Below are 26822 nucleotides of genomic sequence, written 5' to 3' on the forward strand. Positions count from 1 at the left end.
CAGCGCGTCGAAACAGCAAAGCCGCCCGTCCGCGGTAGGCTGTATGGGCACGGTGCCGGGCGAGTCCGTTCCAGTGGTGACAAGCGTCACCTCCAGGGCTCCGGGCCCGGCCTCATTTGCGACTGAAGGTCAAACTAGCGTAATCTTGATCTTCGGTGCTTACGCCAACACTTGGGTTATGCCCCTTGGAATTGTTCATGGGATGACTCGCGGGCTTCGATCTGAAGTCCACGGCGTTGAGGCACAGCGCGAACCGGGCCCTGCGTTGGATCAAGGTTCCGCACGCAAATTTAGTAAGAAACGTCGAGAGAAGTGAGTACCCAAGTGGTGTACGCGATTGTCCGCGCAGGCGGCCGCCAAGAAAAGGTTTCCGTTGGAGACTACGTAACGCTGAACCGCGTCCCCGGTGGAGCCGGCAGCACGCTTGAGCTGCCCGCCTTGCTCCTGGTTGACGGCGACAAGGTCACCTCCGCAGCTGCGGACCTGGCCAAGGTCAAGGTTACGGCTGAGATCCTTGAAGACCTCCGCGGTCCCAAGATCGTCATCCAGAAGTTCAAGAACAAGACCGGCTACAAGAAGCGCCAGGGTCACCGTCAGGAACTGACCAAGATCAAGATCACGTGCATCGCGTAACTTCCGTTACCGGTTCACGTTTTTCAGTTTCCCAGAATTTTAGAGGCAGGCATTTCACATGGCACACAAAAAAGGCGCGAGCTCCACTCGCAACGGTCGTGACTCCAACGCACAGCGCCTCGGCGTCAAGCGCTTCGGTGGTCAGGTAGTTTCCGCAGGCGAGATCATCGTCCGCCAGCGTGGCACCCACTTCCACCCCGGTGCAGGCGTCGGCCGCGGTGGCGACGACACCCTGTTCGCACTGCAGGCAGGTGCGGTTGAGTTCGGCACCCGCCGCGGTCGCCGCGTAGTGAACATCGTTGCTGCTGCAGCTGCAGAGTAACACCACGTTCTGAACCGGTGGAGCGGGCCAACAGGCCCGCTCCACCGTTCTTTTAACCGCATTACAATCGACTGGGACGCCCTGGGCGTGCCGGTTCCGGCAATCATGCCGGCAACAGCAACAAGAGGAGATTCACGTGGCGAGCTTTGTTGACCGGGTAGTCCTGCACGTATCCGGCGGAACCGGCGGCCACGGCTGTGTCTCTGTCAAACGGGAAAAATTCAAGCCCCTTGGCGGTCCGGACGGCGGCAACGGCGGCAACGGGGGAGATGTCATCCTTCGGGTGTCGTCACAAACAACCACGCTGCTGGACTACCACCACGCACCGCACCGCCACGCCACCAACGGTGGCCCGGGCATGGGTGACTGGCGTGGCGGCAAGAATGGCGAAACCCTGATCCTGCCCGTTCCGGACGGCACCGTGGTAAAAACCAAGGACGGCGAAGTCCTTGCCGACCTCGTGGGCGAGGGTACCGAGTACGTCGCCGCGGCCGGTGGCCAGGGCGGCCTCGGCAATGCCGCGCTTTCGTCGCAGAAGCGCCGCGCTCCCGGTTTCGCCCTGTTGGGAATCGAGGGTGAGTCCGCGGACATCGTCCTCGAACTGAAATCCATCGCTGACATCGCACTGGTTGGCTTTCCGTCAGCCGGCAAGTCGAGCCTGATCGCTGCCATGTCCGCCGCCCGTCCCAAGATTGCCGATTACCCCTTCACCACCCTTGTTCCCAACCTGGGCGTTGTGCAGGCCGGAGACGTCCGCTTCACCATTGCCGACGTTCCGGGCCTGATCGAAGGCGCCAGCGAGGGCCGCGGCCTGGGCCACAACTTCCTCCGCCACGTGGAGCGCTGCGCCGCCCTGGTGCACGTTCTGGACTGCGGAACCCTTGAATCGGACCGCGACCCCCTCTCCGACCTCGCCATCATCGAGGCGGAGCTGGAAAAGTACGCGGTGGACATGAGCTACGCCGGCACGGACGGCGAGGTTGTACCACTGAATGAGCGGCCCAAACTGGTGGTGCTGAACAAGGTGGACCTTCCGGACGGCCGGGACATGGCGGAATTTGTCCGGCCGGACCTTGAGGCACGTGGATACCGGGTCTTTGAGGTATCCGCCACCAGCCACGAGGGGCTTCGCCCGCTCAGCTTCGCCATGGCGGAGATCGTGAAGTCCGCCCGTGACGCGGTCGAGGCGGCCCCGCCCAAGGTGGCGCCCCAGATCCTCCGTCCGCGCGCCGTCAATGAGACCGGCTTCCGGATCCGCCGTGAGGAGAAGAACCTCGAGCCGCTGTTCCGGGTCCTGGGCGAAAAGCCCGAGCGTTGGGTCAAGCAGACCGATTTCACCAACGAGGAAGCCATTGGCTACCTCGCCGACCGCCTGGCCAAGCTGGGCGTGGAGACCGAACTCTTCAAGGTCGGTGCCAAGCCGGGCGACACCGTGGTGATCGGCGGGGACGACGGTGTGGTCTTTGACTGGGAACCCACCATGATGGCAGGTGCCGAACTGCTCGCCACGCCTCGAGGCACGGATATCCGGGTTGCGGATATCGGAGATCGTCCTACCCGTTCCCAGAAGCGCGAGGAACAGATCGAGCGCCGTGAGGCCAAGGCCGCCGCACGTGCCGAATTGGAAGCCGAGCGCAAGGCGGGCATCTGGACGGAGTCCGTCAGCCGCCGTCGTTCGCAGCCTGTCAAGGAAAGCAACCTGGACGCCGGTGATGACGACTAAGACCCTCGACGTCCCCGGAACGGACGCGGCCGAACGCCAGGCGCTGGCCGGCGCCAAGAGGATAGTAGTCAAAGTTGGTTCGTCCTCGCTGACCAGCATCAAGGGCGGCATCTCCGAGAAGTCGCTCACCGCGCTGGTCAACGCGCTGGCAGGGAAGCGCAACGCCGGGACGGAAATAATCCTCGTATCGTCAGGCGCCATTGCCGCGGGGCTTGCTCCGCTGGGCCTGGCCAAGCGGCCGAAGGACCTTGCTACCCAGCAGGCGGCGGCGAGTGTGGGGCAGGGGCTGCTCATGGCCCGCTACACCCAGGCCTTCAACGCCCACGGTGTCACGGTCAGCCAGGTGCTCCTGACGGCAGACGACCTCATGCGCCGTACCCAGCACACCAACGCCTTCCGTGCTTTGGACCGCCTGCTGAACCTCGGGGTTGTTCCCGTGGTCAATGAGAACGACACCGTCGCCACGCACGAGATCCGGTTCGGTGACAACGACCGCCTCGCAGCCTTGGTAGCCCACCTGGTGCGCGCCGACGCGCTGGTTCTCCTGTCCGACGTCGACGCCCTCTACGATGGCCCGCCATCACAGGGAGCCAAGCGCATTCCACTGGTCCGGGGTCCGCAGGACCTGGACGGCGTGACCATCGGAAAGGCCGGAAAGGCCGGTGTAGGCACCGGCGGAATGATGACCAAGGTCGAGGCCGCCTCCATTGCGGCAGGATCCGGCATCCATGCCCTGGTGACATCCACCGCGAACGCGGCCGCAGCCCTGGGCGGCGGGGACGTCGGCACATGGTTCGCCGTTAACGGCAACCGGAAGCCGGTGCGGCTTTTGTGGCTTGCGCACCTGGCCACGGTCCACGGCCGTTTGGTGCTCGACGACGGCGCAGTGAAAGCCGTGCGGGACCGGCACAGGTCACTCCTGCCTGCGGGGATTTCACGCATTACGGGTGATTTCGAGGCCGGTGACGCAATCGAAATGGTCTCCCTTGACGGAACGGTGGTTGCCAGGGGGTTGGTGAACTACTCCTCCGACGAACTCCCGCGCATGCTCGGCCGCTCCACGCAGGAACTGGGACAGGCGATGGGCCGCGGCTACGACCGCGAAGTTGTTCATGTTGACGACCTCGTACTCCTTCGGGCTCCCCGCTCATCTAAACTTGGAGCATGACTGAAGCGCTGACTCCCGACGCCCCTGTGATTTCCGACGCTCCCGGTACTGCCGGGCAGGCGCCGGAGCGTCCCGTGGCCGGTAGCGTTCCACTCTCGCAGGAGGATCTCCAAGCCGCCGTGTACGCAATTGCCGACCGCTCACGGAAGGCCGCCCGCCGCATGGGCCAGGCCAATCGTGCCTGGAAGGACCGCGCCCTGCGAACCATCGGTACATCACTCCTCGACAACCGTGACCACATCCTCGCGGCGAACGCCAAGGACGTTGCCGAAGGCCGTGCCAACGGGACATCAGCTGCCCTGCTGGACCGCCTGACCCTCACGCCTGCCCGCATCGATGGTTTGGTTGCGGCCCTTGAGAACCTGGCCGGCCTCCCTGATCCCGTGGGCAATGTGGTCCGCGGGCAGACCTTGCCGAACGGGTTGCGTCTTCGGCAGGTCAACGTGCCCATGGGCGTCGTGGCTGCCATTTACGAGGCCCGCCCCAACGTCACGGTAGATATTGCCGGGCTGGCCCTTAAGAGTGGCAACGCCGTCATCCTGCGCGGTGGGTCAGCTGCTGCGAAGACGAACGAGGCCCTGGTCAGGATTCTTCGCGAAGCGCTCGACTCCGTGGGGCTGCCGGCTGACGCCGTGCAGACTGTAGACCAGTACGGCCGCGAAGGTGCCAATGTTCTGATGCGCGCACGCGGACGCGTGGATGTCCTGATTCCCCGGGGCGGGCGGGACCTGATCCAGACAGTGGTCAACAACTCGTCGGTGCCCGTTATCGAAACCGGCGAAGGCAACGTCCACATCTTCATTGACGAGTCCGCCAGCGAAGAAATGGCAGTGGAGATCCTGCTGAATGCCAAGACCCAACGCCCGAGTGTCTGCAACACCGTGGAGACCCTCCTGGTTCATTCGGGGTCCACGGTGCTCCCCGCGGTAGCGTCCGCGCTCCGCTCTGCCGGTGTCACCCTCCATGTTGACGAAAGGATCGCTTCGGCCCTGGGCCCGGCGGTGGAAACCGTCCCCGCGGACGACGACGATTGGGCGACCGAATACATGGACCTGGACCTCGCCGTGGCCATGGTGGACAGCCTGGATGACGCCGTCAAGCACATCCGCACCTGGACTACTGGCCACACCGAGGCAATCCTGACCAACAACCTGGCCAACGCCGAGAAGTTCATCGCCGAGATCGACTCCGCGGCCGTGATCGTGAACGCGTCCACGCGGTTCACCGACGGCGGGGAACTCGGGTTGGGAGCGGAAGTGGGCATCTCCACCCAGAAGCTCCATGCCCGTGGCCCCATGGGTTTGACCGAGCTCACCACCACCAAGTGGATCGTCCAGGGCGAGGGCCAGGTCCGCAGCTAGCAACGCTGTAACATAGAACAGAAGTCCGGGACGGCGGGGAGGCCCGCCGTCAAGAATCCTTTGAAAACCAACTAGGGGAGAAGATGCTGTTTCAGCAGATCGCCACGTCCATTGCCGCGCAAACCGAAGGCGGTCACGAAGCTGCTCCGCTGTGGGCTGAGCCGTGGGTCTTCGGCATTGTGATGTTCGCCATCCTGCTGGTCCTCATGTTTGTCACCCTCTCCTACACCAACCTTGGCAACCGCCACGAGGCCGTCGAAGAGCACGCGGATCCGCACCGCCAGCACCCGAACAAGCACCAGCACCACGAGGGCCACTAAGATTATCGCCGCAACACCGCGCGGGGAGTCGGAGCGCAGGCTCCGCCTGGGCGTCATGGGTGGTACGTTCGACCCCATCCATCACGGCCACCTTGTGGCTGCCAGCGAGGTAGCTGCCAAGTTCGATCTCGATGAGGTCGTGTTCGTGCCCACGGGCCAGCCTTGGCAGAAATCCAGCAAAAAGGTCAGCAGGGCCGAGCACCGTTACTTGATGACGGTGATCGCTACGGCCTCCAACCCGAGGTTTACCGTGAGCCGGGTCGACGTTGACCGGCCCGGCCCCACGTACACCATAGACACCCTGCGTGACCTGCGCGCGCAGCGGCCCGATGCGGATCTTTTCTTCATCACGGGCGCCGACGCCTTGGCCCAGATCCTGTCCTGGAAGGACGTGGACGAGCTCTGGTCGCTGGCGCACTTCGTGGGCGTTACGCGACCGGGGCACGAGCTGAACGACCTCGGTCGGACGGAAGATGTGAGCCTGTTGGAAGTTCCGGCGATGGCCATCTCCTCCACCGATTGCCGCAACCGCGTCAACGAGGGCAATCCTGTCTGGTACTTGGTTCCGGACGGGGTGGTCCAGTACATCGCCAAGTACGGCCTGTACGCGCCGCGGCCCCCAGCGGGGGAGTTGGCCCCCGCATTGTCCGGATCAGACGAGCCAGCACGTACTGAATGAGTTTTGAATGAGCAGCCAGGAACAGCGTCCCATCCGCAGCAGGCGGGAACTTCGCCGCGCCCGGGAAGAGCAGCAGCTCGCTGAGCAGCAGTCCTCCGCGGCTGGTTCCGGCGCGGCAGCATCTGGTCCTGAACGCGCCGCAGCACCTGGTCCTGAACGCGCGGCAGCACCTGGTCCGGAACCCGTGGCCCCCGCAGGTAAGGCCGACTCCGTTCCGGCGCAAAAGGCCGCCGCTGCGGCGCCACGCAACCGCCGCGCGGCCGATGTTCCCGTCGACGCCGTGGGGGAGCGATCCTCCCAGATCCGCGCGCGGGACCGTGCGGCATTGCGCACCATTAAGGAACTGGCAGACAAGGAAGAACAGCTGTCCGGCGGTGGCCCGCCCACGCGCCGCCAATTGCGTTTGCAGCAGTTGCAGGCCGAGATGGCCACGTCCGCCAACCCCATTGTTCCGGCGCCGGCCGATAAGACCGCGGCTGCGGATGAGGGGACTGCGCAGGAACCGGCCGGCGGGAAACCAAAGCCCCCGGCTTCGCCCACAGCAGGTGAAGCTCCGGGTCCGGCCGGAGCCGGGATGTCGGTGGAGCAAGCACTTGCAGTCCGTGAGTTGATTGCGGCGCAGGTCCAGAACCAGACGGCCAAACTCGAGCATATTGCGGACCAGGATCCGCTGGCAGTGGATCCCGAGGTCCTCGCCCAGCAGATCGCTTTGGCAGAACGTGCAGCGGTGCTGAACAAGCGCGCCGCTGCCAAGCAGAAGCTTGCGGAGCAGGCCCAAGGGGATTCCAAGCAAGGGGGCAGCGGGAAGGCCCCGACGCCCGCGTCCGGACCGTCCACAGCGAACAACCTGGCCATGGTCACTCCACTGGAGTTCGTCAAGGTCCCCGGTGTCGAGCGGCCTGTGATGAAGAAGCCAAGCACCACCTTCGTACCCGTGGTGACCTCGCCGGGACCTGCGCTGGATGCTGCGGCCAAGCCTTCCACCGGGAAGGCCGCCCGAGGCCGGGCGGGGGTGCTTGCCCGTGCGGAGGCTGTGGCAAGGAACGCCCGCAAGCGGGCTGTCACCGCTGACCTGCCGGCAGAACAGGAGCAGCGTCCACCGGTGTCTGCAAGCACCGCCTATGGCCTTGACCCGCTCGATGCCAGTACGGCGGGCCTGGCGCGCGCCCAGCGCAACCGGATTCTCCAGATCGCGGTGCTCGCGCTGGGGCTGGTTGCACTCATCGTCGGCATCATCATGATGACCAGCGGATAAGTCCGCACAAGAAGTCTTATATCCCGGCCTTTGGCCACAACAAGGAGTCCCCGTGTCTGCACATGAACAATCCATCACTCTCGCCCGCCATGCTGCGCGGGCGGCGGCCGACAAGCTTGCCGAGGACGTCGTAGCTCTCGATGTCAGCGAGCGGCTGGCGTTGACTGACGTTTTCCTGATCGCATCGGCGCCCACCGAACGCCAGGTGAATGCCATTGTTGACGCCATCGAGGAAGAACTGCTGAAGCAGGACCTGCGTCCGGTGCGCCGCGAGGGCCGCTCGGAGGGACGCTGGGTCCTGCTCGATTACGCCGATGTGGTGATCCATGTCCAGCATGCCGAGGACCGGGTGTTCTACGCTTTGGAGCGCCTGTGGAAGGACTGCCCGGTGGTGGACCTGGAGCTTGGTGATGACGCATCGGCCAAGGCGATCGCTGCCGAGGATGCCGAGCAGTAGCTGGAATCCCGAATATGCCCGATTTGGAATTTTCCTGAAGGCTGTTCTAAGATATTTGAGTTGCTTCGGCGGGAATGGAAGATAAACGTTCCGCTGGGCAGCACGAATATGGGGCTGTGGCGCAGCTGGTAGCGCACCTGCATGGCATGCAGGGGGTCAGGGGTTCGAGTCCCCTCAGCTCCACCATCACAAATCCCGTCCTTAGCGGAACACCGCGAAAGGGCGGGATTTTTTGTTGATTGATTGGCTGTCCTGGACGTGATGCAGTTCATACTCGTCGGATTTCGCTTCTCAGGCGATTGTGGTTAGTATTGACGAGTTGCTTCGGCAGGAAGGGAAATCTTCCTCCGGGAATCAGCAAAAATCCGGGGCTGTGGCGCAGCTGGTAGCGCACCTGCATGGCATGCAGGGGGTCAGGGGTTCGAGTCCCCTCAGCTCCACTTCGGATTGGGACCCCGCTCTCTTGAGCGGGGTCCTTTTTGTTGGCGATGGCACCCTTGGCGGGTTCCAGCGACTCTAAGAAAGCGGGGCAGCTGCCGTGCCAGTACAGGATCTGGAAACCCTGTTCAGCCAGTTGAGCCGGCACCCCGACGTCGACGCTGAAAACCTGCAGGCGTATGACGCAACGGATCGGCTGTTGCTCGACGAAGTCCGGCACCGTGCCGGTGCCGAGCCCAATATCGCCGTCATCGGTGACCGGTACGGCGCCTTGACCCTCGGCGCGTTGGCCGTCACCGCCGTCGAGCATGTCCGCGTTCACCAGGACCTGTACACCGGAAGGCTCGCGTTGGCGCGCAACGCCGCTGCCGCAGGCTTGGACGGGCGCTATAGGGCGCATGACCTCGGCCCGGGGCTCTTGCAGGATGCCGGCCTTGTGGTGCTGCAGTTGCCTAAGTCTCTGGCCGAGTTGGAGGAAATCGCCGACGCCGTTGCGCGCTTTGCTGCGCCCGGTGCCATCCTGCTTGCCGGTGGGCGGGTAAAACACATGTCCCTGGGCATGAACGATGTCCTGCAAAAATACTTCGGATCTGTACAGCCCCAACTGGCGAGGCAAAAATCACGGACACTGGTGGCCCGGGACGCGAGGCATGTCCCGGTGGAGCCCCCCTTTCCCGTGCTGGAGGACATTGCCGAACTCGGCATCAAGGTGGCAGCCCGCGGAGCAGTGTTTTCCGGAGCCCGGCTGGACATCGGCACCCGTTTCCTGCTCGGGTTCCTGGACCGGATGCCTGAAGTCCCGCGGGCGGTCGACCTCGGATGTGGGACCGGCATTCTGGCCACCATGTACGCGAAGCTGCATCCAGGTGCTGCGGTTTTGGCGACGGACCAATCGGCAGCCGCTGTTGCCTCCGCCAAAGGTACGGCTGAGGCAAACGGGCTGGCGGACCGGATTTCCGTGCTTCACGACGACGCCATGTCCACGCTGCCGGGGGACAGTGCCGAACTGATCCTGCTGAATCCGCCGTTCCATGTGGGAGCAACCGTTCACGCGGGCGCGGCTCTGAAGATGTTCCAGGCTGCTGCCCGCGTGCTGGCTGCGGGCGGAGAGCTCTGGACCGTGTACAACAGCCACCTGCAGTACAAAGCCGCGCTGGAACGCTTGGTTGGTCCAACAGAGATCGAGGGGCGCAACCCCAAATTCACGGTAGCGCGGACCCGGAGAGCAGCCCGGACGTGATCCGGAGCCTCGCCCAATGTGTCACGCCGTCCGTGGGGCGGGCTTGTCGCATACAATTCAGGGGCATGACCGTTCCACCATGCTCCAGCGAATGACGAGGGGATTCAGTGACTGAGATCCGGCAGCCGACACCGAGGCGCGGAACCAACCTGCCACGCATGGGGGACTTCAACCTGACGGTTATCCTGGAGGCCATCCGGCGTTCGTCGGGTGGGCTCAGCCGGGTTGAGCTTGCCCAGTTCGTGGGACTCTCTCCCCAGACCATCTCCAACATCTCGCGGCGGCTGCTCGACCAGCAGTTGATTGTGGAGGCCGGAAAAGAAGGCACCGGTCCCGGCAAGCCGCGGACCATCCTGCGGCTCAATCCTTCGGGGATGTACGCCGTGGGTGTCCATCTGGATCCGGCCGTGATGACTTTCGTGATCCTCGATCTTGTGGGGGATGTGGTCCTGCACTCGCGCATGGCGACGCCCAGCGGTGATCCGGCCGATGTGATCACCAGCATCGCCGACCAGATCCAGGTCCTGATTGCGGATTCGGGCGTTGATGCCTCCAAGATTGCCGGCTTGGGCGTTGCGGCACCTGGTCCCATCGACCTCGATGAAGGTTCGGTAGTGGAACCGCCGCTGCTGACGCGATGGAACCGGGTGCGCATCCGCGAGGCTCTCACCGAAGCGACGGGCCTGGAGACTCTGGTGGACAAGGACGTTACCAGCGCGGCCGTGGCTGAAACCTGGGTTGGCGGGGCCAGCGGCGCGGGCAGCTTCGTTTTCATGTATATGGGCACCGGCATCGGGTGCGGGATCGTGCTCAACGACGAAGTGGTCCGTGGTACGTCCGGAAATGCAGGCGAGATCGGGCACATCATCGTCGACCCTGATGGTCCGCCGTGTGACTGCGGGCTCCGAGGCTGCGTCAAGTCATCCTGCATTCCCCAGGTCCTGGTGGCGGAGGCCGAGGCAGCCGGCGTCCTTGACGGCCACGGCAACGATGCCGACGGGCCGGAAGTCCAGGAACGCTATGCCATGTTGTGCGACAAAGCCGATGCCGGCGATCCGAAAGCAATCGCAATCCTGGACAAGTCCGCGACCCTGGTAGCCCGGGCAGTGTCCGTGGTTACCAACACACTGGACGTGGAGCGCGTAGTGTTCGGAGGTCCGTTCTGGGGTCGGATGTCCAGGTATTTCCTGGACCGCGTCCCTGCCCAAATAGCAGCCAACAGCGCCGCAGGCATGATCCATGGAATCGACGTCGTAGGCTCAGGCGTTGGCGAGGACGTGGGAGCCATCGGCGCTGCGTGCCTCGTGCTGGAGCACACGCTTGCTCCCCGGGCCCAGCGGCTGCTGCTGGAAGGCTGACCAGGACACCATCCGGGGCGGTGGCGATGGATCAGTCGATGTCTTCCACGATTTCGCCGTAGGGAACCGACTCGTCCAAGTGGGCCTGGTGCCCCGTGGGACCGGGGTTGTAGGTGATCCGGACGCCGTGCCGCTGTTCGGCGGCGGACTGCAGCAAAACGGGCCGGACGGCCAAGGCAACGTGTTCCGTCTGGCCGGCGAGATACTCCTGGTAGCGGGCTGGTAGCTGATGCATGGGAAAAGGATAGACCCCGGGCGTCTTCATGGGGAGAGCTCCCCATTGCACAGTTAATTGGCTGCCGCTTGGATAGAGTGGCCGTTGCAGGACCGCAACGACCAACTGATGCCATCGAGGGGACAACGAGTGCTTCAAAACACCGCCACGGCCGGAATCGACGCGCCGGACATGGCCCGTGCGCAGCAGTTGGTGGCCAGCATCATGCGGAGTTTTGAAGCCAAGGTCGTGGGACAGTCCCGGCTTCGTGAAACCTTGGTGATCGGGTTGCTGACGGGCGGGCACGTCCTGCTGGAGAGTGTTCCGGGGCTGGCCAAGACCACCGCGGCCCACGCGCTTGCTGAATCAGTCAGTGCCGATTTCCGGAGGATCCAGTGCACTCCAGACCTACTTCCCAGTGACATAGCAGGCACCCAGATTTTCGACGCGGCCAAAGGCACGTTCATTACCCAGCTTGGGCCGGTCCACGCGAATATTGTCCTGCTCGACGAGATCAACCGGTCCAGCGCCAAAACCCAGAGCGCCATGCTGGAGGCCATGCAGGAGCGCCAGACATCCATCGGGGGAGAGTCGTATCCGTTGCCGGCGCCTTTTTTGGTGCTCGCCACGCAGAACCCGATCGAGCAGGAGGGAACCTACCGGCTTCCCGAGGCACAGATGGACCGCTTCATGCTCAAGGATGTCCTGGATTACCCCACTCCGGCCGAAGAAGCCGAGATCATCCGCAGGTTCGACGCCGGTGTTTTCGACCCGGCCTCCAAGCCACCGGCGGCAGCGTCGCTTGACGCCGTGGTCCAGGCACAGGAACTGGTCCGTCGCGTCTACATCGATCCAGCCATTGTCCGGTACATCGTGGGCCTGGCGTACGTCACCCGCAATGCAGCGCAATACCTGGAACCTCACCTCGCTGCCCTGGTGGAATTCGGTGCGAGTCCCCGGGCGGGCATCGCTTTCAGCCAGGCAGCCCGCGCCCTTGCCCTGATCAACGGCCGGGACCACGTCATCCCCGAGGACGTCAAGAATCTGGCCCATCGCATTCTCAGGCATCGGATCGTTCTGGGCTTCGATGCCGTGGTTGAAGGCATCGCCGTGGAAACCGTGATCGACGCCGTGCTTGCGTCGGTCCAAACGCCGTAGCCGGGGCGTCATGCCAAGCCTCCTCCGACGCGTCAAGTCGAAGATGTTCATTTTCGCGCACCGTAAGACCCTGACGTTGCTGGACGGTGAATATGGCTCGGTCTTCAAGGGCCGCAGCCTGGACTTCGACGAGCTCCGGGCCTATGTTCCCGGCGACGAAGTCCGGGATATTGACTGGAAAGCGACGGCACGGCATGGTTCGCCGTTGGTCAAACGATACGTGGCCGTACGCCGCCATTCGGTGCTCCTGGTGGTCGATACCGGCCGCGGCATGGCAGCTGATGCCGCTTCGGGGGAGCCAAAGAAAGCCATCGCCGTGGATGCCGCCGGGGTCCTGGGGTACTTGGCTGCCCGCCATGGAGACGACGTGGGCCTCCTGCATGGCTCTGCTGCTGCGTCCTATTACCTGCCGCCACGCAGCGGCGAGGACCACCTTGAGCGGTTGCTCCGCGAGGTCGATTCCCGTACTTCCCTGGACGGGCCTGCGAGCGCCCTGGCGGAACAGTTGGATTATGCGCTGCGGTACCTGAAAGGGCGACTGCTGATGGTAGTCATTGCCGATGAGGTGGTTCCTGACGAGCGGACGGTGGGCCTGTTGCGCCGTTTGCGGTCCCGTCACGAGATTCTGTGGCTGACGGTCCGCGACGCCGACCTCGCCACCGGCCAAACCAGCACCGAGGTGCGGGACGGGTCGATGCTTCCGTCCGCCGTCGCAGGCAACCACCGGGTACGGAAGGCCTATGAGGTTGCCCAAAGGCGGCGCGAGGAGGCACGCCGGACCGTCTTCAGGCAGCTGGATATCGCCGAGGAGCAAGCAGCAGGCAGCGCCGACGTGGTCCAGTCGGTGTTTGCTCTTCTGGAGAAGCATCGATCCCGCGCTGGGACAACCAGGGTGGCCAAAGGCGGATACCGTGCCTGACGGTTCGAGCTTTTATGGGCCGCTTTCCTACCAGCCGCTGTGGTTGTGGTTGGGCCTGCTGCTGGCAGTGACGGTCGCAGCTTGGTACGGATGGCTGCTGTGGCCGGCAAAGCCGCGGCGGTTGGGTGGGCAGGAAACGGTTGTTTCTCCGGCCCGGGATGTGGAAGCCCTGCGGGCAGCTTGCCTTGCGGGGATTGCCGCTGTTGAAAAGGACGCCGACGACGGCACGTTGCCCATGCGCGAAGCCCACCAGCGGCTGAGCTTCCTGGTGCGGGAGTTCGCCGCTGCCGCTACCGGGTTGCCGGCAACGTCGATGACCCTCCAGGAACTGCGCGGGAACGGGCTTGGACACTTCGCGGCCGGTATCGCTGCCATCTATCCGGGGGAGTTTGCACCGGCAGCAGGGAGCCCGGTCAGCGCGGCCGCTGACACTGCACGGAGGGCGGTCCTCGGATGGAACTGACCTATTGGTGGCTTCTTCCCTTGGCTGCAGCCGCCGTGGCAGCCGCATGGCTGGTCCTCCGGAGGGCACCGCGACCGTACCGGCCCGTGGCACATTCCGATCGGATGACCCACCTTCCCGAGTACAAGAAGGCCCTGGCCAGGTACAGGTTCACGTTGGTCCTTGGTGCACTGCTGGGTGCGGTCTTTCTTGCTGCCAGCGTGACAGCCGCGGCCAGGCCGGTGCAGCGTTCCACCCACCAGCCGGAAGTGCGTAACCGGGACATCGTGTTGTGCCTGGATGTCTCCGGCTCCATGGCCGGCACTGACGCTGCGATTGCCGGGGTTTTCAAGGAATTGGCGAAGGAGTTCGACGGCGAGCGCATCGGCATGGTCATCTTCGACAGCAGCAGCGTGCAGTTGTTTCCCCTGACCGATGATTATGACTATGTTGCCGGCCAATTGAGCGAAGCGCAGGAAGCTTTCGAAAGCGGGGCCGGTTCGTTCTTTGACGGCACGTGGCAGCGGGGCGGGTCGTCCTTGATCGGTGATGGACTGGCGTCCTGTGTACAGAGTTTCCCGGAGGACCACACCGAAGGCGGAGGAACCAGGCGAACACGTTCGGTGGTTCTGGCAACAGACAACTTCCTCTCCGGGAACCCCGTATTCACCCTTGAAGAGGCAGCGGCACTGGCCAGGAGCAGGGATGTTGCCGTCCATGCCCTGAATCCGGGGGACCTGGACTACGGCGACGATCCCGTGCAACCGGGCGCGCAACTGCGGGCCGCCGTTGAGGGCACCGGTGGCAGCTATCACGCCCTGGACAGTCCGGGTGCCGTGCCCGGCATCGTGCAGCAGGTACAGGACAGCGAAGCCTCGGCGTACCTGGCCGCACCCCAGGCAGTGGTCTCCGATGATCCCGCGTGGCCTTTGGGTATCGCCGTGGTATCCGGGATGGGCCTTCTCGTGGTGGGATGGCGGCTGCAGGCATGACCTTCGCTCCCATCATCGCCTGGCCGTTCATCGCCGTATCCGTCGTTGCCACACTGCTCTTTACCGTGTGGGTTCTTGCCCGGGGCGGGCAACCCCGCCAGGCGGTGAGGTCCACGGCGGTCCGCTGCGCCGCCGTCGTGCTTTTGCTTTTGGCTGCACTGCGTCCCGGCTGGCCCGGCGGTGAAGCGACCACGGCGTCGACGGATCTTGATGTTTTCTTCGTGGTTGACACGAGCACCAGCATGGCCGCCGAGGACTTCAACGGCTCAGCGACCCGCCTGAGCGGCGTCAGCGCAGACGTCATGGCCATTGCGAAAGAACTGGCCGGGGCCAAATTCTCTTTGATCACGTTCGACAGCAAAGCATCGGTCAGGATGCCCTTGACCCGGGACACCACAGCCCTGCAGACCGCCATGGCTACCCTCCAACCCCAGAGCCCCCGCTATGCGAGAGGCAGCAGTGTCACCGGAGCGGGGCCGCTGCTGAAGGAACGGCTCCACAAGGCCCGGGAGCAGCATCCGGGGCGTCCTGCCCTGGTGTTCTACGCTGGCGATGGTGAGAACACCAGTGCGGGCCCGCCCGATGCGCTGCCGCTCGGTCCGTCGGAAACCGCCGGGGGAGCGGTCCTGGGGTACGGCACCGACCAAGGCGGACGGATGAGGGATGCCAGCGGGTCCCGCGCAGGTTACCTGCAGGACCGCAGCGGTGACGGTCCCCGCGACGCAGTGTCCCGGATCGACGAAACACAACTGCAGGAAATTGCCGGGCAGTTGAACGTACCCTACGTACACCGCGACGGAACGGGACCGGCCAGCGACCTGTTCACCAAAGCGGAGCCCGGAACGCTGGTGCCCGGAGGAGAGGACCGTTCTCCCGGCCGGACCGAACTCTACTGGCTGCTCGCGCTGGCGGCCTTCCTGCTGGCCATGCAGGAGCCACTGCGCCATGTCGCCGGACTGCGTCAATTGAGCCGGCCTGGTTCCGCTGCACCGCAGCCCGGGGACAGGGAGGCACTGTGATGAAGGCCCGACGGCGGAAACTCGCCTTGTGGTCGCTGCTGCCGGCATTGCTGGCGCTGGCTTGGGCGGCCAAACTCCTCAGCGTCGGCTGGCTGGGAGGCTACGCTTCGGAGGCCTTCTCGTCCAGCGACCGGGAGGCGCTCGCGGTGGCTGCACGGTGGCTGGGAGTGGCCAACGTCGTGGAACCTTACAAGGCATCCTTTGCTGCCGGTGACGCGAAGGTGCTGGCCGGCGACTTTGCGGCGGCGAGGCGGGACTTCGAAGAGGCACTGGAGGCAGGAGCGGGCGATGACGAATGCAAGGTCCGGGTCAACCTGGTGCTGACCCTTGAGCGGCTGGGCGACGCCGCATCCGCGGCCAGTGTCCAGGCAGGCGGGAGCCGGAGCGGGGCTGAGCAGTTCTTCCGCGACGCGTTGGAGGTGGCAGCCGGGGCACCGGCAACGTGCCACCAGGACGGGCCGGGCAATTCCGCAGGCGAGGGAGGCCGTCTGGATTCGGCGAAGGACCGGATTGACGGCAAGCTCCTGGCCAGTGAGATGCCCCCGGATGCCGGCGGAGACAACCAGGAGTCGTCGGCTCCGCAGGACGAACAGTTGAAGCAGCTTCAGGACAGCGCCCGAAAAGCGCAGCAGGAGCGCGCCGAGGGGCAACAACGCGAGGAGTACCTGCGCGGACCGGATCAGGGTCCGGGCGTGGACAAGCCATGGTGAGGTCCGCGTCCACCGGAAGGTGGGCGGCCGGCGTCGAGCTTTAAGGTCCTATTCCCAGAGGATCTCGTCGTCCACCACGCCGTCCTCGTCCGCCGCCACCACCAGTGTCTCGTCGGTGAAGTGCGAGCCCAGCGTGAAATCAAGCACAAAGTAGCGTTCCGGCTGGCCCGGGTAGATGGCTACATGTCCAAGCTTCAGCGCCTTGAGGAAAACGTCGTTGGTGAGTTGGGACTTGTCCCGTACGCCAAACACCGATTCCAGTTGCTCTTCCTTGAGCTGGGAACTGTGGAAGTGGAGGAACTGTTGCGGGTTGGTGCCGTCCTGGTCCAGTTCATCAGCGATCATCTCCCTGACCTGGTCAACAAGCTCAGGGAGGAAGCGCAAACGATAGTCCACCTTGTGCATGGCTGCCTCGTCAAAGTGGTCATGCGCTGCGACGTTGAGGTCCAACTCAAGCTGGTTGCCGCCGAGTTCGTGTTTGGCCACAAAACAGTGTTCACGCCCGTGGTTGAGCTCAATCTCCCCAAAATGTTTGCTCGCTACCTTGCCCATGTGATCAATCTAACGCCATCACCGGGCGGGTTCCAGCACATGGTGCCAATTTCAGCGGCGCCGTTGCTGCACCTTGGCAGGGGTGGGCTTCAACGGGTGCAGGCCGCTCTTTTGGTGGATGCCGCGGAGCGTGTCTGCCAGCAACTGTGTGAACAGCTGGACCTGCGCGGTGCGCTTCTCATTGATCTGCAGGGCGAAGATGTTCCGGGCCAGCCGGATGTCCGGAACGTCAAGGACCACGACGCCGGGTGGCCGGTTCCGCAGGGCAAGTTCCGGTACCAGCGAGGCTCCCAGTCCGGCGGCGGTCATCTCAAGGCTCGCGTGGAAGTCGTCGCTGTAGGCGACCACCCGCGGATGCAGATTGCAGCTGGCAAAGAGCCGTTCGATCACCAGGGCGTCGCTGGTGCCGGGGTGGTGGATGATCCAGGGCATGTCGGAGAGGTGTGCGGCTTCGATCTCGGCGTCCTCACGGATCTTCCACGACGCCGGCAGCACAACGCGGAAGTCGTCATCGCCGATCCATTGCCGTTCCAGGGAATGGGGCCAGGCCAGGCCCGACTGTCCTACCTGGTAGACGAGGGCAAGGTCCAGTTCGCCGCCGGTGCGCAGCCCCTGGATGGTCTGCGCCGGTTCGGCTACGGACACGCGCAGTTCGATGCCCAGTCCATTCCACCGCTCGTTCTTCAGGATGTCGGGGAGGACGTAGGTGGCCAGGCTGGGGAAGATGCCAAGTCTGAGTTCCTGCGCCGGAGAGTCGTTGGTCCGTGACGCGGCTGCCATGAGGGCCTCGACGTCGGTCAGCACCTTGGATGCATGCCGTGTCATGGTGACCGCAGCCTCGGTGGGAACCACGCTTCTGGCCGAACGCTGGAAGAGCTCCACTCCGGTGTCGCGTTCAAGGGCCGCCATCTGCTGTGACACAGCCGACGCCGTGTAACCGAGTTGTGCCGCGGCTGCTGCGAAGGAACCCAACCGGGTGACCTCAAGGAGGGTCCGGAGGTGGAGGAGATTGACCATCAGCTGTCCTTTTGCTCGGTTGATGGCGTGATGCCGGGGTTGCGGGACGCCGGAAAGCGTCTAGGACACCGTACTCCGGGCTGCACCAACAGCAAATCTTGGTGTTCGCCACGCCACACTTTCAAACTGTCACGACACGCCGGTTTCAGGCGACACGCGGAAGATTAAATGTGGCTAAGTAGTCCACAGGGTGTGGATTTCATCTCTCACTTCGGCGTATTTACGGACATTTTGAGGCCCCCCTCCTGTGGACGGCCGGTGGATTGAATGACATACTTGTAATACATCATCTTGGGGTCCCGGCGGGGCGCTTGCACTACATGTAGTATCGATTTACGGATTGAGCGGGACGCCCGCCCCATCCAGCAGACTTCAACTAAGGGGACAGGGATATGACCGTAACGGTTTACACGAAGCCGGCCTGTGTTCAGTGCAACGCTACCTACCGGGCACTCGACAAGAAGGGCATTGCCTACCAGAGTGTCGACATCTCCCAGGACGCAGAGGCACTCGAGCGCCTCAAGGCACTGGGCTACATGCAGGCTCCCGTGGTTGTCACCGAGCAGGACCACTGGTCAGGATTCCGCCCGGACAAGATCGAGGAACTGGCGCAGACGGTTTCCTCCTCCGTGGCCTAGCCCCGGGCTATTACCACCACACCAAGCAAGAATTCCTATGTAGTCGAGGTGACTCCCATGGCACCGCTGGCAGCGGCGACCGCACGCAATGCGACGGAAGCTGTCACCACCAGGAGTCACCTCATCTACTTTTCCTCGACATCAGAGAACACCAAGCGTTTCATCCAGAAGCTGGGCAGGGACGCTGCACGCATTCCGCTTTATGCACAGGATGCCCCTCTCCAGGCGCTGGAACCTTTCGTCCTTGTGCTGCCCACCTACGGCGGGACCAATGGGGAAGGTTCCGTGCCCAAGCAGGTCATCAGGTTTCTCAACAATCCCGGGAACAGGGCACTGATCCGGGGAGTCATCGGTGCAGGGAACACCAACTTCGCGGACAACTACTGCGCAGCCGGCGACATCATCGCCGCCAAGTGCAAGGTGCCGCATCTCTACAGGTTTGAACTCATGGGGACGCCGGAAGACGTCGATCGGGTCAATCAAGGATTGGAAAAGTTTTGGACACTACTGTCGCAGAAACAGAAGTAACCGGGGGCGCTGTGGATACGGCCAAGAAGCCACTGCCGGAGGCCTATAAGGGCTTGGGTTACCACGAGCTCAACGCCATGCTGAACCTGTATGGCGCCAACGGCGAGATCCAGTTCGAGGCCGACCGCGAAGCCGCCCACCAGTACTTCCTGCAGCACGTGAACAACAACACGGTGTTCTTCCATGACCTGGAAGAGAAGCTGGACTACCTGGTGAAGAACCAGTACTACGAGCGCGAAACGCTCGACCAGTACACCATGAACTTCATCCGGGACCTCTTCAACCGCGCGTACAAGAAGAAGTTCCGCTTCGAGACCTTCCTTGGTGCCTTCAAGTTCTACACGTCCTACACGCTGAAGACTTTCGACGGCAAGCGTTTCCTGGAGCGTTACGAAGACCGCGTCTGCATGGTCGCCCTGCACCTGGGCCGCGGCAACGAAGAGCTCGCCACCCGCCTGGTGGACGAGATCATCGACGGCCGGTTCCAGCCCGCCACCCCCACGTTCCTCAACGCCGGCAAGGCCCAGCGCGGCGAGCTCGTCTCCTGCTTCCTCCTGCGCATCGAGGACAACATGGAGTCGATCGCCCGCGGCATCAACTCCGCGCTGCAGCTCTCCAAGCGTGGCGGCGGCGTAGCGCTGTCCCTGACCAACATCCGTGAACACGGTGCTCCGATCAAGCAGATCGAGAACCAGTCCTCCGGCGTCATCCCGGTGATGAAGCTCCTCGAAGACAGCTTCTCCTACGCCAACCAGCTTGGGGCCCGCCAAGGCGCCGGTGCCGTGTACCTGCACGCCCATCACCCGGACATCTACCGCTTCCTGGACACCAAGCGCGAGAACGCTGACGAGAAAATCCGCATCAAGACCCTCTCCCTGGGTGTTGTTATTCCGGACATCACGTTCGAGCTCGCCAAGAAGAACGAGGACATGTACCTCTTCTCGCCGTACGACGTCGAGCGCGTTTATGGTGTGCCCTTCTCCGACATCTCCGTTACCGAGAAGTACTACGAGATGGTGGACGATTCCCGGATCAAGAAGTCCAAGATCAACGCCCGCGAGTTCTTCCAGACCCTCGCCGAGATCCAGTTCGAGTCCGGTTACCCGTACATCATGTTCGAGGACACCGTGAACCGGGCCAACCCGATCGAGGGCAAGATCACCATGAGCAACCTCTGCTCGGAGATCCTGCAGGTTTCCACCCCGTCCATCTACGGCGAAGACCTGAGCTACGAAACAGTGGGCAAGGACATCTCCTGCAACCTCGGTTCCATGAACATTGCCAAGACCATGGACTCGCCGAGCTTCGGTGACTCGATCGAGACCGCCATCCGTGCGCTCAGTGCTGTTTCGGACATGTCCTACATCAACTCCGTGCCGTCGATCGCCCAGGGCAATGCCCAGAGCCACGCGATTGGTCTCGGCCAGATGAACCTCCACGGCTACCTTGCCCGCGAGCACGTCCACTACGGCTCCGAAGAAGGCCTGGACTTCACCAACATCTACTTCTACACGGTGCTGTTCCACGCCCTCCGCGCTTCCAACAAGCTGGCCATCGAGACCGGCCAGACGTTCGGTGGCTTCGAAAACTCCAAGTACGCTTCGGGTGAGTTCTTCGACAAGTACACCGAGCAGGAATGGGCTCCGGAGACCGGGCGTGTCCGTGAACTCTTCGCCGGCCATCACATTCCTACCCAGGACGACTGGCGCGAACTGAAGGCCTCCGTGATGGAGCACGGCATCTACAACCAGAACCTCCAGGCCGTGCCGCCCACTGGTTCCATCAGCTACATCAACAACTCCACCTCATCCATCCACCCGGTGGCCGCCAAGATCGAAATCCGCAAGGAAGGCAAGATCGGCCGCGTCTACTACCCGGCACCGTACCTGACCAACGACAACCTGGAGTACTACCAGGATGCCTACGAGATCGGCTACGAGAAGATCATCGACACCTACGCCGCTGCCACGCAGCACGTGGACCAGGGCCTGTCCCTGACGCTGTTCTTCAAGGACACCGCCACCACGCGTGACATCAACAAGGCGCAGATCTACGCCTGGCGCAAGGGCATCAAGACCCTCTACTACATCCGTCTCCGCCAGCTCGCGCTGGAAGGGACCGAGGTTGAAGGTTGCGTTTCGTGCATGCTTTAGTTGAAGTTTCAAGTCAGCGACGGATGATTGCTGCCGTCGGGCGCAGGGCTTAAAAGGTTTGAGGGGCTGCGCTCTAACGCAGCCCCTCAAAATGTCCCGCTAACGAGACGCTCCAAATGGTTACTCTGGAACGTCGAATGTATCAGGCACCTTGGATGCACGTCCAATGCTTGGAGCGGGATGTCAACGGTCGGGACCACCGACTGTCACATAACCGCCTATCTTTCGGCAGAAAGGAGCCATAGTGGCTCAGAAAATTGCTCGCGATGCAAAGTCGGGGGAGTTCGTGTCCATGTCGGTTGCTTCGCGGCGACCGGCCACTACGACCGTGGAGTTCGTAGGCTCGGGTACCAGCAAGTCACGCACGGTCAATCGCTCTGCGGACACGGGCCGTTTCGTCACGGGCGCGGCGGCCAAGCGGAATCCCGGCGGGACCATCAAGCAGAGGGTCTAGCCGTCTGTGATGGCTGGTGCGGTCAAGTGAAGTCTTGACCGCACCAGCCGCTAGTATTTATCGAAGTTCAGTGGGCGGATCCCGTAACAGCCGTCAGGTGGAGGAAGAAAATGACCGAGAAGGTTAAGTTGCTGAGCCACGTCGAGGCGATCAACTGGAACAAGATCCAGGACGACAAGGACGTGGAAGTCTGGAACCGGTTGGTCAACAACTTCTGGCTGCCCGAGAAGGTGCCGCTGTCCAACGACGTCCAGTCGTGGCACACACTGACGCCGCAGGAGCAGCAGCTGACCATGCGTGTCTTCACGGGTCTGACCCTGCTGGACACGATCCAGGGCACCGTTGGAGCCGTCTCGCTGATTCCGGACGCACTGACCCCGCACGAAGAAGCCGTGTACACCAACATCGCCTTCATGGAGTCGGTGCACGCCAAGTCCTACTCGTCCATCTTCTCCACCCTGTGCTCCACCAAGGAGATTGACGACGCTTTCCGCTGGTCGCTCGAGAACGAGAACCTGCAGAAGAAGGCCCAGATCGTCATGGACTACTACCAGGGCGACGATCCCCTGAAGCGAAAGGTCGCCTCCACGTTGCTGGAGAGCTTCCTGTTCTACTCGGGCTTCTACCTGCCCATGTACTGGTCTTCGCGCGCCAAGCTCACGAACACGGCTGACCTGATCCGCCTCATCATCCGCGACGAGGCCGTACACGGGTACTACATCGGCTACAAGTTCCAGAAGGGCCTTGAAAAGGTTTCCGAGGCCCGCAAGCAGGAGATCAAGGATTACACGTTCGAGCTCCTGTTCGAGCTCTACGAAAACGAAGTGCAGTACACCCACGATCTTTACGATGGCGTCGGCCTGGCCGAGGACGTCAAGAAGTTCCTGCACTACAACGCCAATAAGGCCCTCATGAACCTGGGCTACGAAGCCATGTTCCCGGCATCGGTCACCGACGTGAACCCGGCCATTCTCTCTGCCCTGTCCCCGAACGCCGACGAGAACCACGACTTCTTCTCCGGCTCGGGTTCCTCTTACGTGATCGGCAAGGCCGTGAACACGGAGGATGAGGACTGGGAGTTCTAAGTCCAATGTTGTTTTGGTAGGTTCAAGGCCCTTCGCACCGCTGTGCGAGGGGCCTTGCCGTTAACGATGGAGACCATGCATGACCAAGTACCTGATCTCGTTTCCCGGCGAAGCCATGGAAATCCCCGAAGGAGAATTCCAGACAGTAGTGGAGGAGTCCCACGCCGTCATTGAGGAAGCCAAGGCTGCCGGCGTGTACGTGTTCGGCGGCGGGATCAACGAGGACGTCGCACCGGTCCGTGTTGCCGGGGATGGCACCGTGACCCCGGGCACCTATCCCGGGCACACTGTACCCAACGGAGGCTACACGGTGCTTGAACTGCCTTCGCGGGAAGCCGCGCTTGAGTGGGCAGCCAAGATCGCCGTGGCGTGCCGGTGTCCGCAGGAGTTGCGGGAGTTCCAGTACGATCCCGCGAGCTAAGGAAGCAGCCTGGTACTGACATGGCCGGGCAGCGGGGGCGCCAGTGAACGATAGCTGTGTCCGGTGGGTGTGGAAACTTTGAGCGCATGGCGCTTTCCCGGTTCCGGTTCCACACTCCATCCAGGCTTTTCTTTTGTGTAATTGCATTGCTCGCAGAGACCTGCGGCGTTGTCCAGGCTTGTACTGCCGCCTGAGGCCCAAGGGATGATGTGGTCGTGGTGGCGGATGGGCGCGTCGCAGTACGGTGTGCGGCAGGTGTGGTCGCGGGTTTCGATGAAGCGGCGCAAGGCGGCGGGGAAGCGTCGGGCACGTGAGTCCGTGGCAAGGAGTTCTCCGGTCCCCGGAGCGGTAAAGAGGCGTCGGAGCCAAACATGGAGTTCTGCGGGTTGGTTGTTCTGTTGGCTGGTCCCGCCAGGCCCCGTGGAGAGCAGCTTCCTTGCCCAGTCCGCAGGTACCACGCCGTATCCTGCAAGCCGGGCCGGCTCACTGTCGCCCTGCAAGAGTGTCCGGTCGGTCATGACCAGCTGGAGGTCGATTCCGGAGAACCCCGCGGGGGTTCCGGTGATGCGCTCGACGAGCGTGTCGGCCATGACTTGGCCCTTGGAGCGCTGATCACCTTCCGACCGTGCCGTTCCGGCATCCCGTGTCAGTGCAGCGAACACCGCCACTCCTTGGCCGACCGGCAGGAGGGCCGTCAGATAGGCCATGGTGTCAGGTGCCGGTCGAAGGCTGACGTGGCGATCGTTGACCGCCTTGGCTGCGCGCCGCGCTACCGACCCCGGGTCGCGGCGGTAAGCAGCCGCTTTGGCAGCAGCAACGATCGCTTTGTCTCCTGAGCCATCAAAGGTACCGGTGTCGGCAGCCAGCTCATCGTCCACGGCGCATCGATCCTCCATGGACAGGCAGGCTGTTTCCTTCACCAGAAGGGTGGCCCGCCACTCATTCAACCGGCCGCTTTCCAGAGCTGCGAGGGTGCGCGGCATCTCAGTGACGAGTGCTTTGGCCAGGCCCAGAAGCCGGGAACCTCTGTTGGGCGATTCACGGCGTGCCAAAGCGACCTGCGCGGCGCTGCCACTTCCCTGCTCCGCCGCCGGCACGCCGGCAGCGGCCTGCTCCTGCCGTTGGGCAAGATCGAAAGCCACGGCAATCTTGGCTTGCAGCGCCGATATTGCCGACTTCATGTCCTCAAGAACACGAAGCTGATCCACGAGGTCCTTGCTGATACTGCCGTCGTCCACAGGGGCGTGAACACCGGGCAGCCCAGCGGCCGGTGCTGTGGTTACCAACTCCCGGACGTTGCTCATGGTTTTACGATGTCACGGGGCACTGACATTTTTAGCCGGCGCTTCGTTCCTCATCACCCAGACTTCCCGCCCGTTGAACCAGCCCGCCCTTGCCTGCGTCCTTACATGAGGGGAGGATATTCGGCATCCAAGGGGAGGACCAACCATGACCCGGCAGCTGGAGAAGTTCGAGAAGTACCTGATCGAAGAGTTCTACGACGACTACCGCGCCGGTGAAATGTCGCACAAGACGTTTACGCGGCGGGTCGCATTCATCATGGGGAGCATGACGGCGGCCGCCGCTGCGATGACGCTGGTAGGCTGCACGCCGGATGAGGTTCCCAGGAGCGGGGACCCCATGCCCACCCCGAACGCAAGCGGCCCGGCAAACGGGGCCACCACCGCTGTCCCCAACGCCAAGAGCCCGTTGACAGTCCCGGAGGGTGCACCGGGGCTGACGGCCTCCACGGTGAAGTTTGACGCCCAAGGAACGGAGATCAGCGGCTACCTTGCCCGTCCGGACGGCGGCAACCCCGGCCCGGCAGTCCTGATCTGCCATGAGAACCGGGGGCTCACACCCCATATCCAGGACGTTGCACGCCGCTTTGCCAAAGAGGGTTATGCGGCCTTGGCTTTGGACCTGCTCAGCCGTGAGGGCGGCACGGCAAACATGGACCCGGACGCGGTACCTGGCGCGCTGACGCAGGCCGGGGCGCAGCGTCACGTTGCAGATTTCAAAGCCGCTTTCGACTACCTCAACGGCCAGGGCTTCGTAGAGCAGGGCCGTATCGCCATGGTGGGCTTCTGCTTTGGTGGCGGGATCACGTGGCAGGCCAGTACCGAAATCCCCGGGTTGAAGGCAACGAGTGCGTTCTACGGACCGGCTCCGGACCTGGCTAAGGTGGCCACCATCCAGCCGGCGGTGTTAGGCGTTTATGCAGAGCGCGATGCACGGATCACCGGGGCCATGCCCCAGCTCCAGAATGCCTTGGACGACACCAGCGTGAAACACCAGCTCAAGGTATATCCGGGCGTGGACCACGCCTTCCATAACGACACCAGCGACAGGTACAACGAAGCCCAGGCAACGGCAGCCTGGAACGACACCTTGGCCTGGTTCAAGGACAACGTATAGAGCTACCGCTGCAGACGGTCCGCCTCGCTGGCAAGCTCGGCTTCCAGGATCTCGATGCTGGGCAGGCTGGAGGCGATCTCGTCCGGCAAGGAATCAGCGAGCGAGGTGCGCCATTCGGCAATACCGATTGGAGTGTTGAAACCGCGCAGCGCATACTCAGCCACAACGCTGTTTTTCTCCTTGCACAGGAGCAAGCCGATGGTTGGCTTGTCATCAGGATGGGCCATGAGGTCATCAACGGCGGCCATGTACATGCCCAGCTGCCCCAGGAAGCCTGGCTCGAACTTCACAGCCTTCAGCTCGATCACCATGTAGCAGCGAAGCTTGAGGTGATAGAAGAGGAGATCCGCGAAGAACTCATCCCCGTTGATCTCCAGCCGCACCTGCTCGCCAACAAAGGCGAACCCCTGCCCGAGCTCCAGGAGAAACTTCTCCACGTGCTTGACCAACTGCAGCTCCAATTCCCGTTCCGTGTGCTTGTCCGTCATGGCCAGGAAATCGAAAACGTAGGGATCCTTGGTTGCCTGCTGCGCCAGATCCGAGTCGACAGGCACCATGGTGGACTTGAAATTGGTGATGGCCTGGCCCGACCGTTCATGCAAGTGCGTCTGGATCTGGTGGACCAGGACGTTGCGGGACCAGCCGTGCTCGGCTGCCGCCGCTGCGTACCAAAGCCGCGTGGCGGCGTCGTCGAGCTTTTCCAGCAACGCGATCTGGTGGTACCAAGGCAATGTTGCAAGCGGCGCTTGCAACTGGGGAAACTCAGGCCAGGCCTGGGCGAAGCTCTTCATGTACCGAAGGTTCCGCGGGGAAAAGCCCTTGGCTTCCGGGAAGCGGTCCCGGATATCGGCGGACAAGCGCGTCACGACTTTGGCGCCCCATCCCTGCTGCGACTCGCGCTCCGCAAGGTGGCGGCCAATGCTCCAGTATGAGGCAAGAAGCTCGCTGTTGGCCGCAGCCAGCACACGGCTGCGTCCAGCACGGACTTCCAGCGCGACGGAGCGCAAAAGCGTGGGGTACCACTCCGGCAAGGAGGATGCGGCCGGCACCTCCGGGAAGGACGCGGCAGGACTGCCGGTGGTGAGTTCTTGCGACGCCATGTGTCTCCTGTCCAGCGGTTGGTGGAAACAAGCTATGGGAAGGCACTG

At 63.1% G+C, this 26822-nt stretch carries 29 protein-coding genes and 2 tRNA genes; 26 read left to right on the forward strand and 5 right to left on the reverse strand.

From position 1 onward, the window contains the following. Window positions 1–324: 324 nt before the first annotated feature. The 13 genes from rplU (at window position 325) to ACSVIE_RS09445 (ending at window position 10954) form a co-directional block, all read left to right on the forward strand. On the forward strand, window positions 325–633 hold the full coding sequence (gene rplU, locus ACSVIE_RS09385; protein ID WP_442423711.1) for a 50S ribosomal protein L21: 309 nt from the start codon (window positions 325–327) through the stop codon (window positions 631–633). 58 nt (window positions 634–691) lie between these two features. Beyond that, complete coding sequence (gene rpmA, locus ACSVIE_RS09390; protein WP_070347479.1) at window positions 692–955, forward strand: 50S ribosomal protein L27; 264 nt, start codon at window positions 692–694, stop codon at window positions 953–955. Window positions 956–1091: 136 nt separating this feature from the next. Next, window positions 1092–2678, forward strand: coding sequence for a GTPase ObgE (gene obgE / locus ACSVIE_RS09395; RefSeq protein WP_442423645.1), 1587 nt, complete (start codon window positions 1092–1094; stop codon window positions 2676–2678). Next, window positions 2668–3846: a glutamate 5-kinase gene (gene proB / locus ACSVIE_RS09400; RefSeq protein WP_442423646.1), complete on the forward strand. Its 1179-nt coding sequence runs from the start codon at window positions 2668–2670 to the stop codon at window positions 3844–3846. The genes obgE and proB overlap by 11 nt, the downstream gene beginning before the upstream one ends. Beyond that, on the forward strand, window positions 3843–5207 hold the full coding sequence (locus ACSVIE_RS09405) for a glutamate-5-semialdehyde dehydrogenase (protein WP_442423647.1): 1365 nt from the start codon (window positions 3843–3845) through the stop codon (window positions 5205–5207). Before proB ends, ACSVIE_RS09405 begins: the two co-directional genes overlap by 4 nt. A gap of 83 nt (window positions 5208–5290) precedes the next feature. Beyond that, the gene (locus ACSVIE_RS09410; RefSeq protein WP_426002923.1) at window positions 5291–5527 is read left to right on the forward strand and encodes a hypothetical protein; all 237 of its coding nucleotides are present in this window, start codon (window positions 5291–5293) and stop codon (window positions 5525–5527) included. Between the two features lie 4 nt (window positions 5528–5531). Beyond that, on the forward strand, window positions 5532–6206 hold the full coding sequence (gene nadD, locus ACSVIE_RS09415) for a nicotinate-nucleotide adenylyltransferase (RefSeq protein ID WP_442423712.1): 675 nt from the start codon (window positions 5532–5534) through the stop codon (window positions 6204–6206). Between the two features lie 7 nt (window positions 6207–6213). Next, the gene (locus ACSVIE_RS09420) at window positions 6214–7461 is read left to right on the forward strand and encodes a hypothetical protein (protein WP_442423648.1); all 1248 of its coding nucleotides are present in this window, start codon (window positions 6214–6216) and stop codon (window positions 7459–7461) included. A gap of 52 nt (window positions 7462–7513) precedes the next feature. Continuing rightward, a complete protein-coding gene (gene rsfS, locus ACSVIE_RS09425; protein WP_426002920.1) occupies window positions 7514–7918 on the forward strand; it encodes a ribosome silencing factor in 405 nt (134 codons plus the stop codon). Between the two features lie 110 nt (window positions 7919–8028). Continuing rightward, window positions 8029–8104, forward strand: a tRNA-Ala gene (locus tag ACSVIE_RS09430). 181 nt (window positions 8105–8285) lie between these two features. After that, a tRNA-Ala gene (locus ACSVIE_RS09435) sits at window positions 8286–8358 on the forward strand. Window positions 8359–8456: 98 nt separating this feature from the next. Next, window positions 8457–9596: a class I SAM-dependent methyltransferase gene (locus ACSVIE_RS09440; protein WP_442423649.1), complete on the forward strand. Its 1140-nt coding sequence runs from the start codon at window positions 8457–8459 to the stop codon at window positions 9594–9596. Window positions 9597–9703: 107 nt separating this feature from the next. Next, a complete protein-coding gene (locus ACSVIE_RS09445) occupies window positions 9704–10954 on the forward strand; it encodes an ROK family transcriptional regulator (RefSeq protein ID WP_442423650.1) in 1251 nt (416 codons plus the stop codon). A gap of 31 nt (window positions 10955–10985) precedes the next feature. Here ACSVIE_RS09445 and ACSVIE_RS09450 read toward each other — a convergent pair whose 3' ends face one another. Continuing rightward, window positions 10986–11189: a hypothetical protein gene (locus ACSVIE_RS09450; RefSeq protein ID WP_426002916.1), complete on the reverse strand. Its 204-nt coding sequence runs from the start codon at window positions 11187–11189 to the stop codon at window positions 10986–10988. A gap of 129 nt (window positions 11190–11318) precedes the next feature. Between ACSVIE_RS09450 and ACSVIE_RS09455 the strand changes: the two genes are divergently transcribed. Genes ACSVIE_RS09455 through ACSVIE_RS09480 form a run of 6 tightly spaced genes read left to right on the forward strand, consistent with a single transcriptional unit; the run spans window position 11319 to window position 16408 of the window. Further along, window positions 11319–12326: an AAA family ATPase gene (locus ACSVIE_RS09455; RefSeq protein ID WP_442423651.1), complete on the forward strand. Its 1008-nt coding sequence runs from the start codon at window positions 11319–11321 to the stop codon at window positions 12324–12326. 10 nt (window positions 12327–12336) lie between these two features. Further along, window positions 12337–13245 (forward strand): DUF58 domain-containing protein, encoded by a 909-nt coding sequence (locus ACSVIE_RS09460; protein ID WP_442423652.1) that lies wholly within the window; start codon window positions 12337–12339, stop codon window positions 13243–13245. Continuing rightward, window positions 13238–13708: a hypothetical protein gene (locus tag ACSVIE_RS09465; RefSeq protein WP_442423653.1), complete on the forward strand. Its 471-nt coding sequence runs from the start codon at window positions 13238–13240 to the stop codon at window positions 13706–13708. Before ACSVIE_RS09460 ends, ACSVIE_RS09465 begins: the two co-directional genes overlap by 8 nt. Further along, window positions 13699–14679, forward strand: a complete 981-nt coding sequence (locus tag ACSVIE_RS09470; protein WP_426002912.1) for a vWA domain-containing protein — start codon at window positions 13699–13701, stop codon at window positions 14677–14679. Before ACSVIE_RS09465 ends, ACSVIE_RS09470 begins: the two co-directional genes overlap by 10 nt. Further along, window positions 14676–15698 (forward strand): vWA domain-containing protein, encoded by a 1023-nt coding sequence (locus ACSVIE_RS09475; RefSeq protein WP_442423654.1) that lies wholly within the window; start codon window positions 14676–14678, stop codon window positions 15696–15698. The genes ACSVIE_RS09470 and ACSVIE_RS09475 overlap by 4 nt, the downstream gene beginning before the upstream one ends. After that, window positions 15698–16408: a hypothetical protein gene (locus ACSVIE_RS09480; protein WP_426007547.1), complete on the forward strand. Its 711-nt coding sequence runs from the start codon at window positions 15698–15700 to the stop codon at window positions 16406–16408. Before ACSVIE_RS09475 ends, ACSVIE_RS09480 begins: the two co-directional genes overlap by 1 nt. Before the next feature lie 48 nt (window positions 16409–16456). Here the strand turns inward: ACSVIE_RS09480 and ACSVIE_RS09485 are convergent, their stop codons facing one another. Continuing rightward, entirely contained in the window at window positions 16457–16960 is a 504-nt protein-coding gene (locus ACSVIE_RS09485; RefSeq protein WP_426002909.1) for a DUF2004 domain-containing protein, read from the reverse strand. 51 nt (window positions 16961–17011) lie between these two features. Then, window positions 17012–17977, reverse strand: a complete 966-nt coding sequence (locus ACSVIE_RS09490) for a LysR family transcriptional regulator (protein WP_426002908.1) — start codon at window positions 17975–17977, stop codon at window positions 17012–17014. 392 nt (window positions 17978–18369) lie between these two features. On the opposite strand from ACSVIE_RS09490, the gene nrdH reads away from it, so the two are divergent. The 6 genes from nrdH to ACSVIE_RS09520 all read left to right on the forward strand — a co-directional run bounded on the left by nrdH (window position 18370) and on the right by ACSVIE_RS09520 (window position 23256). Then, entirely contained in the window at window positions 18370–18615 is a 246-nt protein-coding gene (gene nrdH / locus ACSVIE_RS09495; RefSeq protein WP_387437143.1) for a glutaredoxin-like protein NrdH, read from the forward strand. Window positions 18616–18672: 57 nt separating this feature from the next. Continuing rightward, on the forward strand, window positions 18673–19143 hold the full coding sequence (nrdI, locus tag ACSVIE_RS09500) for a class Ib ribonucleoside-diphosphate reductase assembly flavoprotein NrdI (RefSeq protein WP_426002907.1): 471 nt from the start codon (window positions 18673–18675) through the stop codon (window positions 19141–19143). An 11-nt stretch (window positions 19144–19154) separates the two neighbouring features. Next, window positions 19155–21296, forward strand: a complete 2142-nt coding sequence (gene nrdE / locus ACSVIE_RS09505) for a class 1b ribonucleoside-diphosphate reductase subunit alpha (protein WP_442423713.1) — start codon at window positions 19155–19157, stop codon at window positions 21294–21296. Window positions 21297–21540: 244 nt separating this feature from the next. Further along, the gene (locus tag ACSVIE_RS09510; protein WP_442423655.1) at window positions 21541–21750 is read left to right on the forward strand and encodes an ABC transporter ATP-binding protein; all 210 of its coding nucleotides are present in this window, start codon (window positions 21541–21543) and stop codon (window positions 21748–21750) included. Between the two features lie 110 nt (window positions 21751–21860). Continuing rightward, on the forward strand, window positions 21861–22835 hold the full coding sequence (gene nrdF, locus ACSVIE_RS09515) for a class 1b ribonucleoside-diphosphate reductase subunit beta (protein ID WP_397321585.1): 975 nt from the start codon (window positions 21861–21863) through the stop codon (window positions 22833–22835). 79 nt (window positions 22836–22914) lie between these two features. After that, window positions 22915–23256 (forward strand): YciI family protein, encoded by a 342-nt coding sequence (locus ACSVIE_RS09520; protein WP_426002903.1) that lies wholly within the window; start codon window positions 22915–22917, stop codon window positions 23254–23256. Here the strand turns inward: ACSVIE_RS09520 and ACSVIE_RS09525 are convergent. Beyond that, window positions 23253–24560 (reverse strand): HNH endonuclease, encoded by a 1308-nt coding sequence (locus ACSVIE_RS09525; RefSeq protein WP_426002901.1) that lies wholly within the window; start codon window positions 24558–24560, stop codon window positions 23253–23255. The two genes, ACSVIE_RS09520 and ACSVIE_RS09525, sit on opposite strands and share 4 nt — an antisense overlap. 145 nt (window positions 24561–24705) lie before the next feature. On the opposite strand from ACSVIE_RS09525, the gene ACSVIE_RS09530 reads away from it, so the two are divergent. After that, entirely contained in the window at window positions 24706–25674 is a 969-nt protein-coding gene (locus tag ACSVIE_RS09530; protein ID WP_426002900.1) for a dienelactone hydrolase family protein, read from the forward strand. 2 nt (window positions 25675–25676) lie between these two features. Here the strand turns inward: ACSVIE_RS09530 and ACSVIE_RS09535 are convergent, their stop codons facing one another. Further along, on the reverse strand, window positions 25677–26774 hold the full coding sequence (locus tag ACSVIE_RS09535; protein ID WP_426002898.1) for a PDDEXK nuclease domain-containing protein: 1098 nt from the start codon (window positions 26772–26774) through the stop codon (window positions 25677–25679). Between the last annotated feature and the right edge of the window lie 48 nt (window positions 26775–26822).

The sequence above is a fragment of the Paenarthrobacter sp. NCHU4564 genome (genome assembly GCF_052156435.1).
GTDB lineage: Bacteria > Actinomycetota > Actinomycetes > Actinomycetales > Micrococcaceae > Arthrobacter.

What these genes read in the sequence shown, in the direction of transcription:
- ACSVIE_RS09480 (WP_426007547.1), top strand. Translation starts at nt 15,698, where the DNA reads ATGAAGGCCCGACGGCGGAAACTCGCCTTGTGGTCGCTGCTGCCGGCA.
- ACSVIE_RS09530 (WP_426002900.1), top strand. Translation starts at nt 24,706, where the DNA reads ATGACCCGGCAGCTGGAGAAGTTCGAGAAGTACCTGATCGAAGAGTTC.
- nrdF (WP_397321585.1), top strand. Translation starts at nt 21,861, where the DNA reads ATGACCGAGAAGGTTAAGTTGCTGAGCCACGTCGAGGCGATCAACTGG.
- ACSVIE_RS09410 (WP_426002923.1), top strand. Translation starts at nt 5,291, where the DNA reads ATGCTGTTTCAGCAGATCGCCACGTCCATTGCCGCGCAAACCGAAGGC.
- ACSVIE_RS09490 (WP_426002908.1), bottom strand. Translation starts at nt 17,977, where the DNA reads ATGGTCAATCTCCTCCACCTCCGGACCCTCCTTGAGGTCACCCGGTTG.
- nrdI (WP_426002907.1), top strand. Translation starts at nt 18,673, where the DNA reads ATGGCACCGCTGGCAGCGGCGACCGCACGCAATGCGACGGAAGCTGTC.
- ACSVIE_RS09420 (WP_442423648.1), top strand. Translation starts at nt 6,214, where the DNA reads ATGAGCAGCCAGGAACAGCGTCCCATCCGCAGCAGGCGGGAACTTCGC.
- ACSVIE_RS09525 (WP_426002901.1), bottom strand. Translation starts at nt 24,560, where the DNA reads ATGAGCAACGTCCGGGAGTTGGTAACCACAGCACCGGCCGCTGGGCTG.
- ACSVIE_RS09405 (WP_442423647.1), top strand. Translation starts at nt 3,843, where the DNA reads ATGACTGAAGCGCTGACTCCCGACGCCCCTGTGATTTCCGACGCTCCC.
- ACSVIE_RS09485 (WP_426002909.1), bottom strand. Translation starts at nt 16,960, where the DNA reads ATGGGCAAGGTAGCGAGCAAACATTTTGGGGAGATTGAGCTCAACCAC.
- nrdH (WP_387437143.1), top strand. Translation starts at nt 18,370, where the DNA reads ATGACCGTAACGGTTTACACGAAGCCGGCCTGTGTTCAGTGCAACGCT.
- ACSVIE_RS09520 (WP_426002903.1), top strand. Translation starts at nt 22,915, where the DNA reads ATGACCAAGTACCTGATCTCGTTTCCCGGCGAAGCCATGGAAATCCCC.
- ACSVIE_RS09470 (WP_426002912.1), top strand. Translation starts at nt 13,699, where the DNA reads ATGGAACTGACCTATTGGTGGCTTCTTCCCTTGGCTGCAGCCGCCGTG.
- rpmA (WP_070347479.1), top strand. Translation starts at nt 692, where the DNA reads ATGGCACACAAAAAAGGCGCGAGCTCCACTCGCAACGGTCGTGACTCC.
- ACSVIE_RS09460 (WP_442423652.1), top strand. Translation starts at nt 12,337, where the DNA reads ATGCCAAGCCTCCTCCGACGCGTCAAGTCGAAGATGTTCATTTTCGCG.
- ACSVIE_RS09475 (WP_442423654.1), top strand. Translation starts at nt 14,676, where the DNA reads ATGACCTTCGCTCCCATCATCGCCTGGCCGTTCATCGCCGTATCCGTC.
- ACSVIE_RS09450 (WP_426002916.1), bottom strand. Translation starts at nt 11,189, where the DNA reads ATGCATCAGCTACCAGCCCGCTACCAGGAGTATCTCGCCGGCCAGACG.
- ACSVIE_RS09535 (WP_426002898.1), bottom strand. Translation starts at nt 26,774, where the DNA reads ATGGCGTCGCAAGAACTCACCACCGGCAGTCCTGCCGCGTCCTTCCCG.
- proB (WP_442423646.1), top strand. Translation starts at nt 2,668, where the DNA reads ATGACGACTAAGACCCTCGACGTCCCCGGAACGGACGCGGCCGAACGC.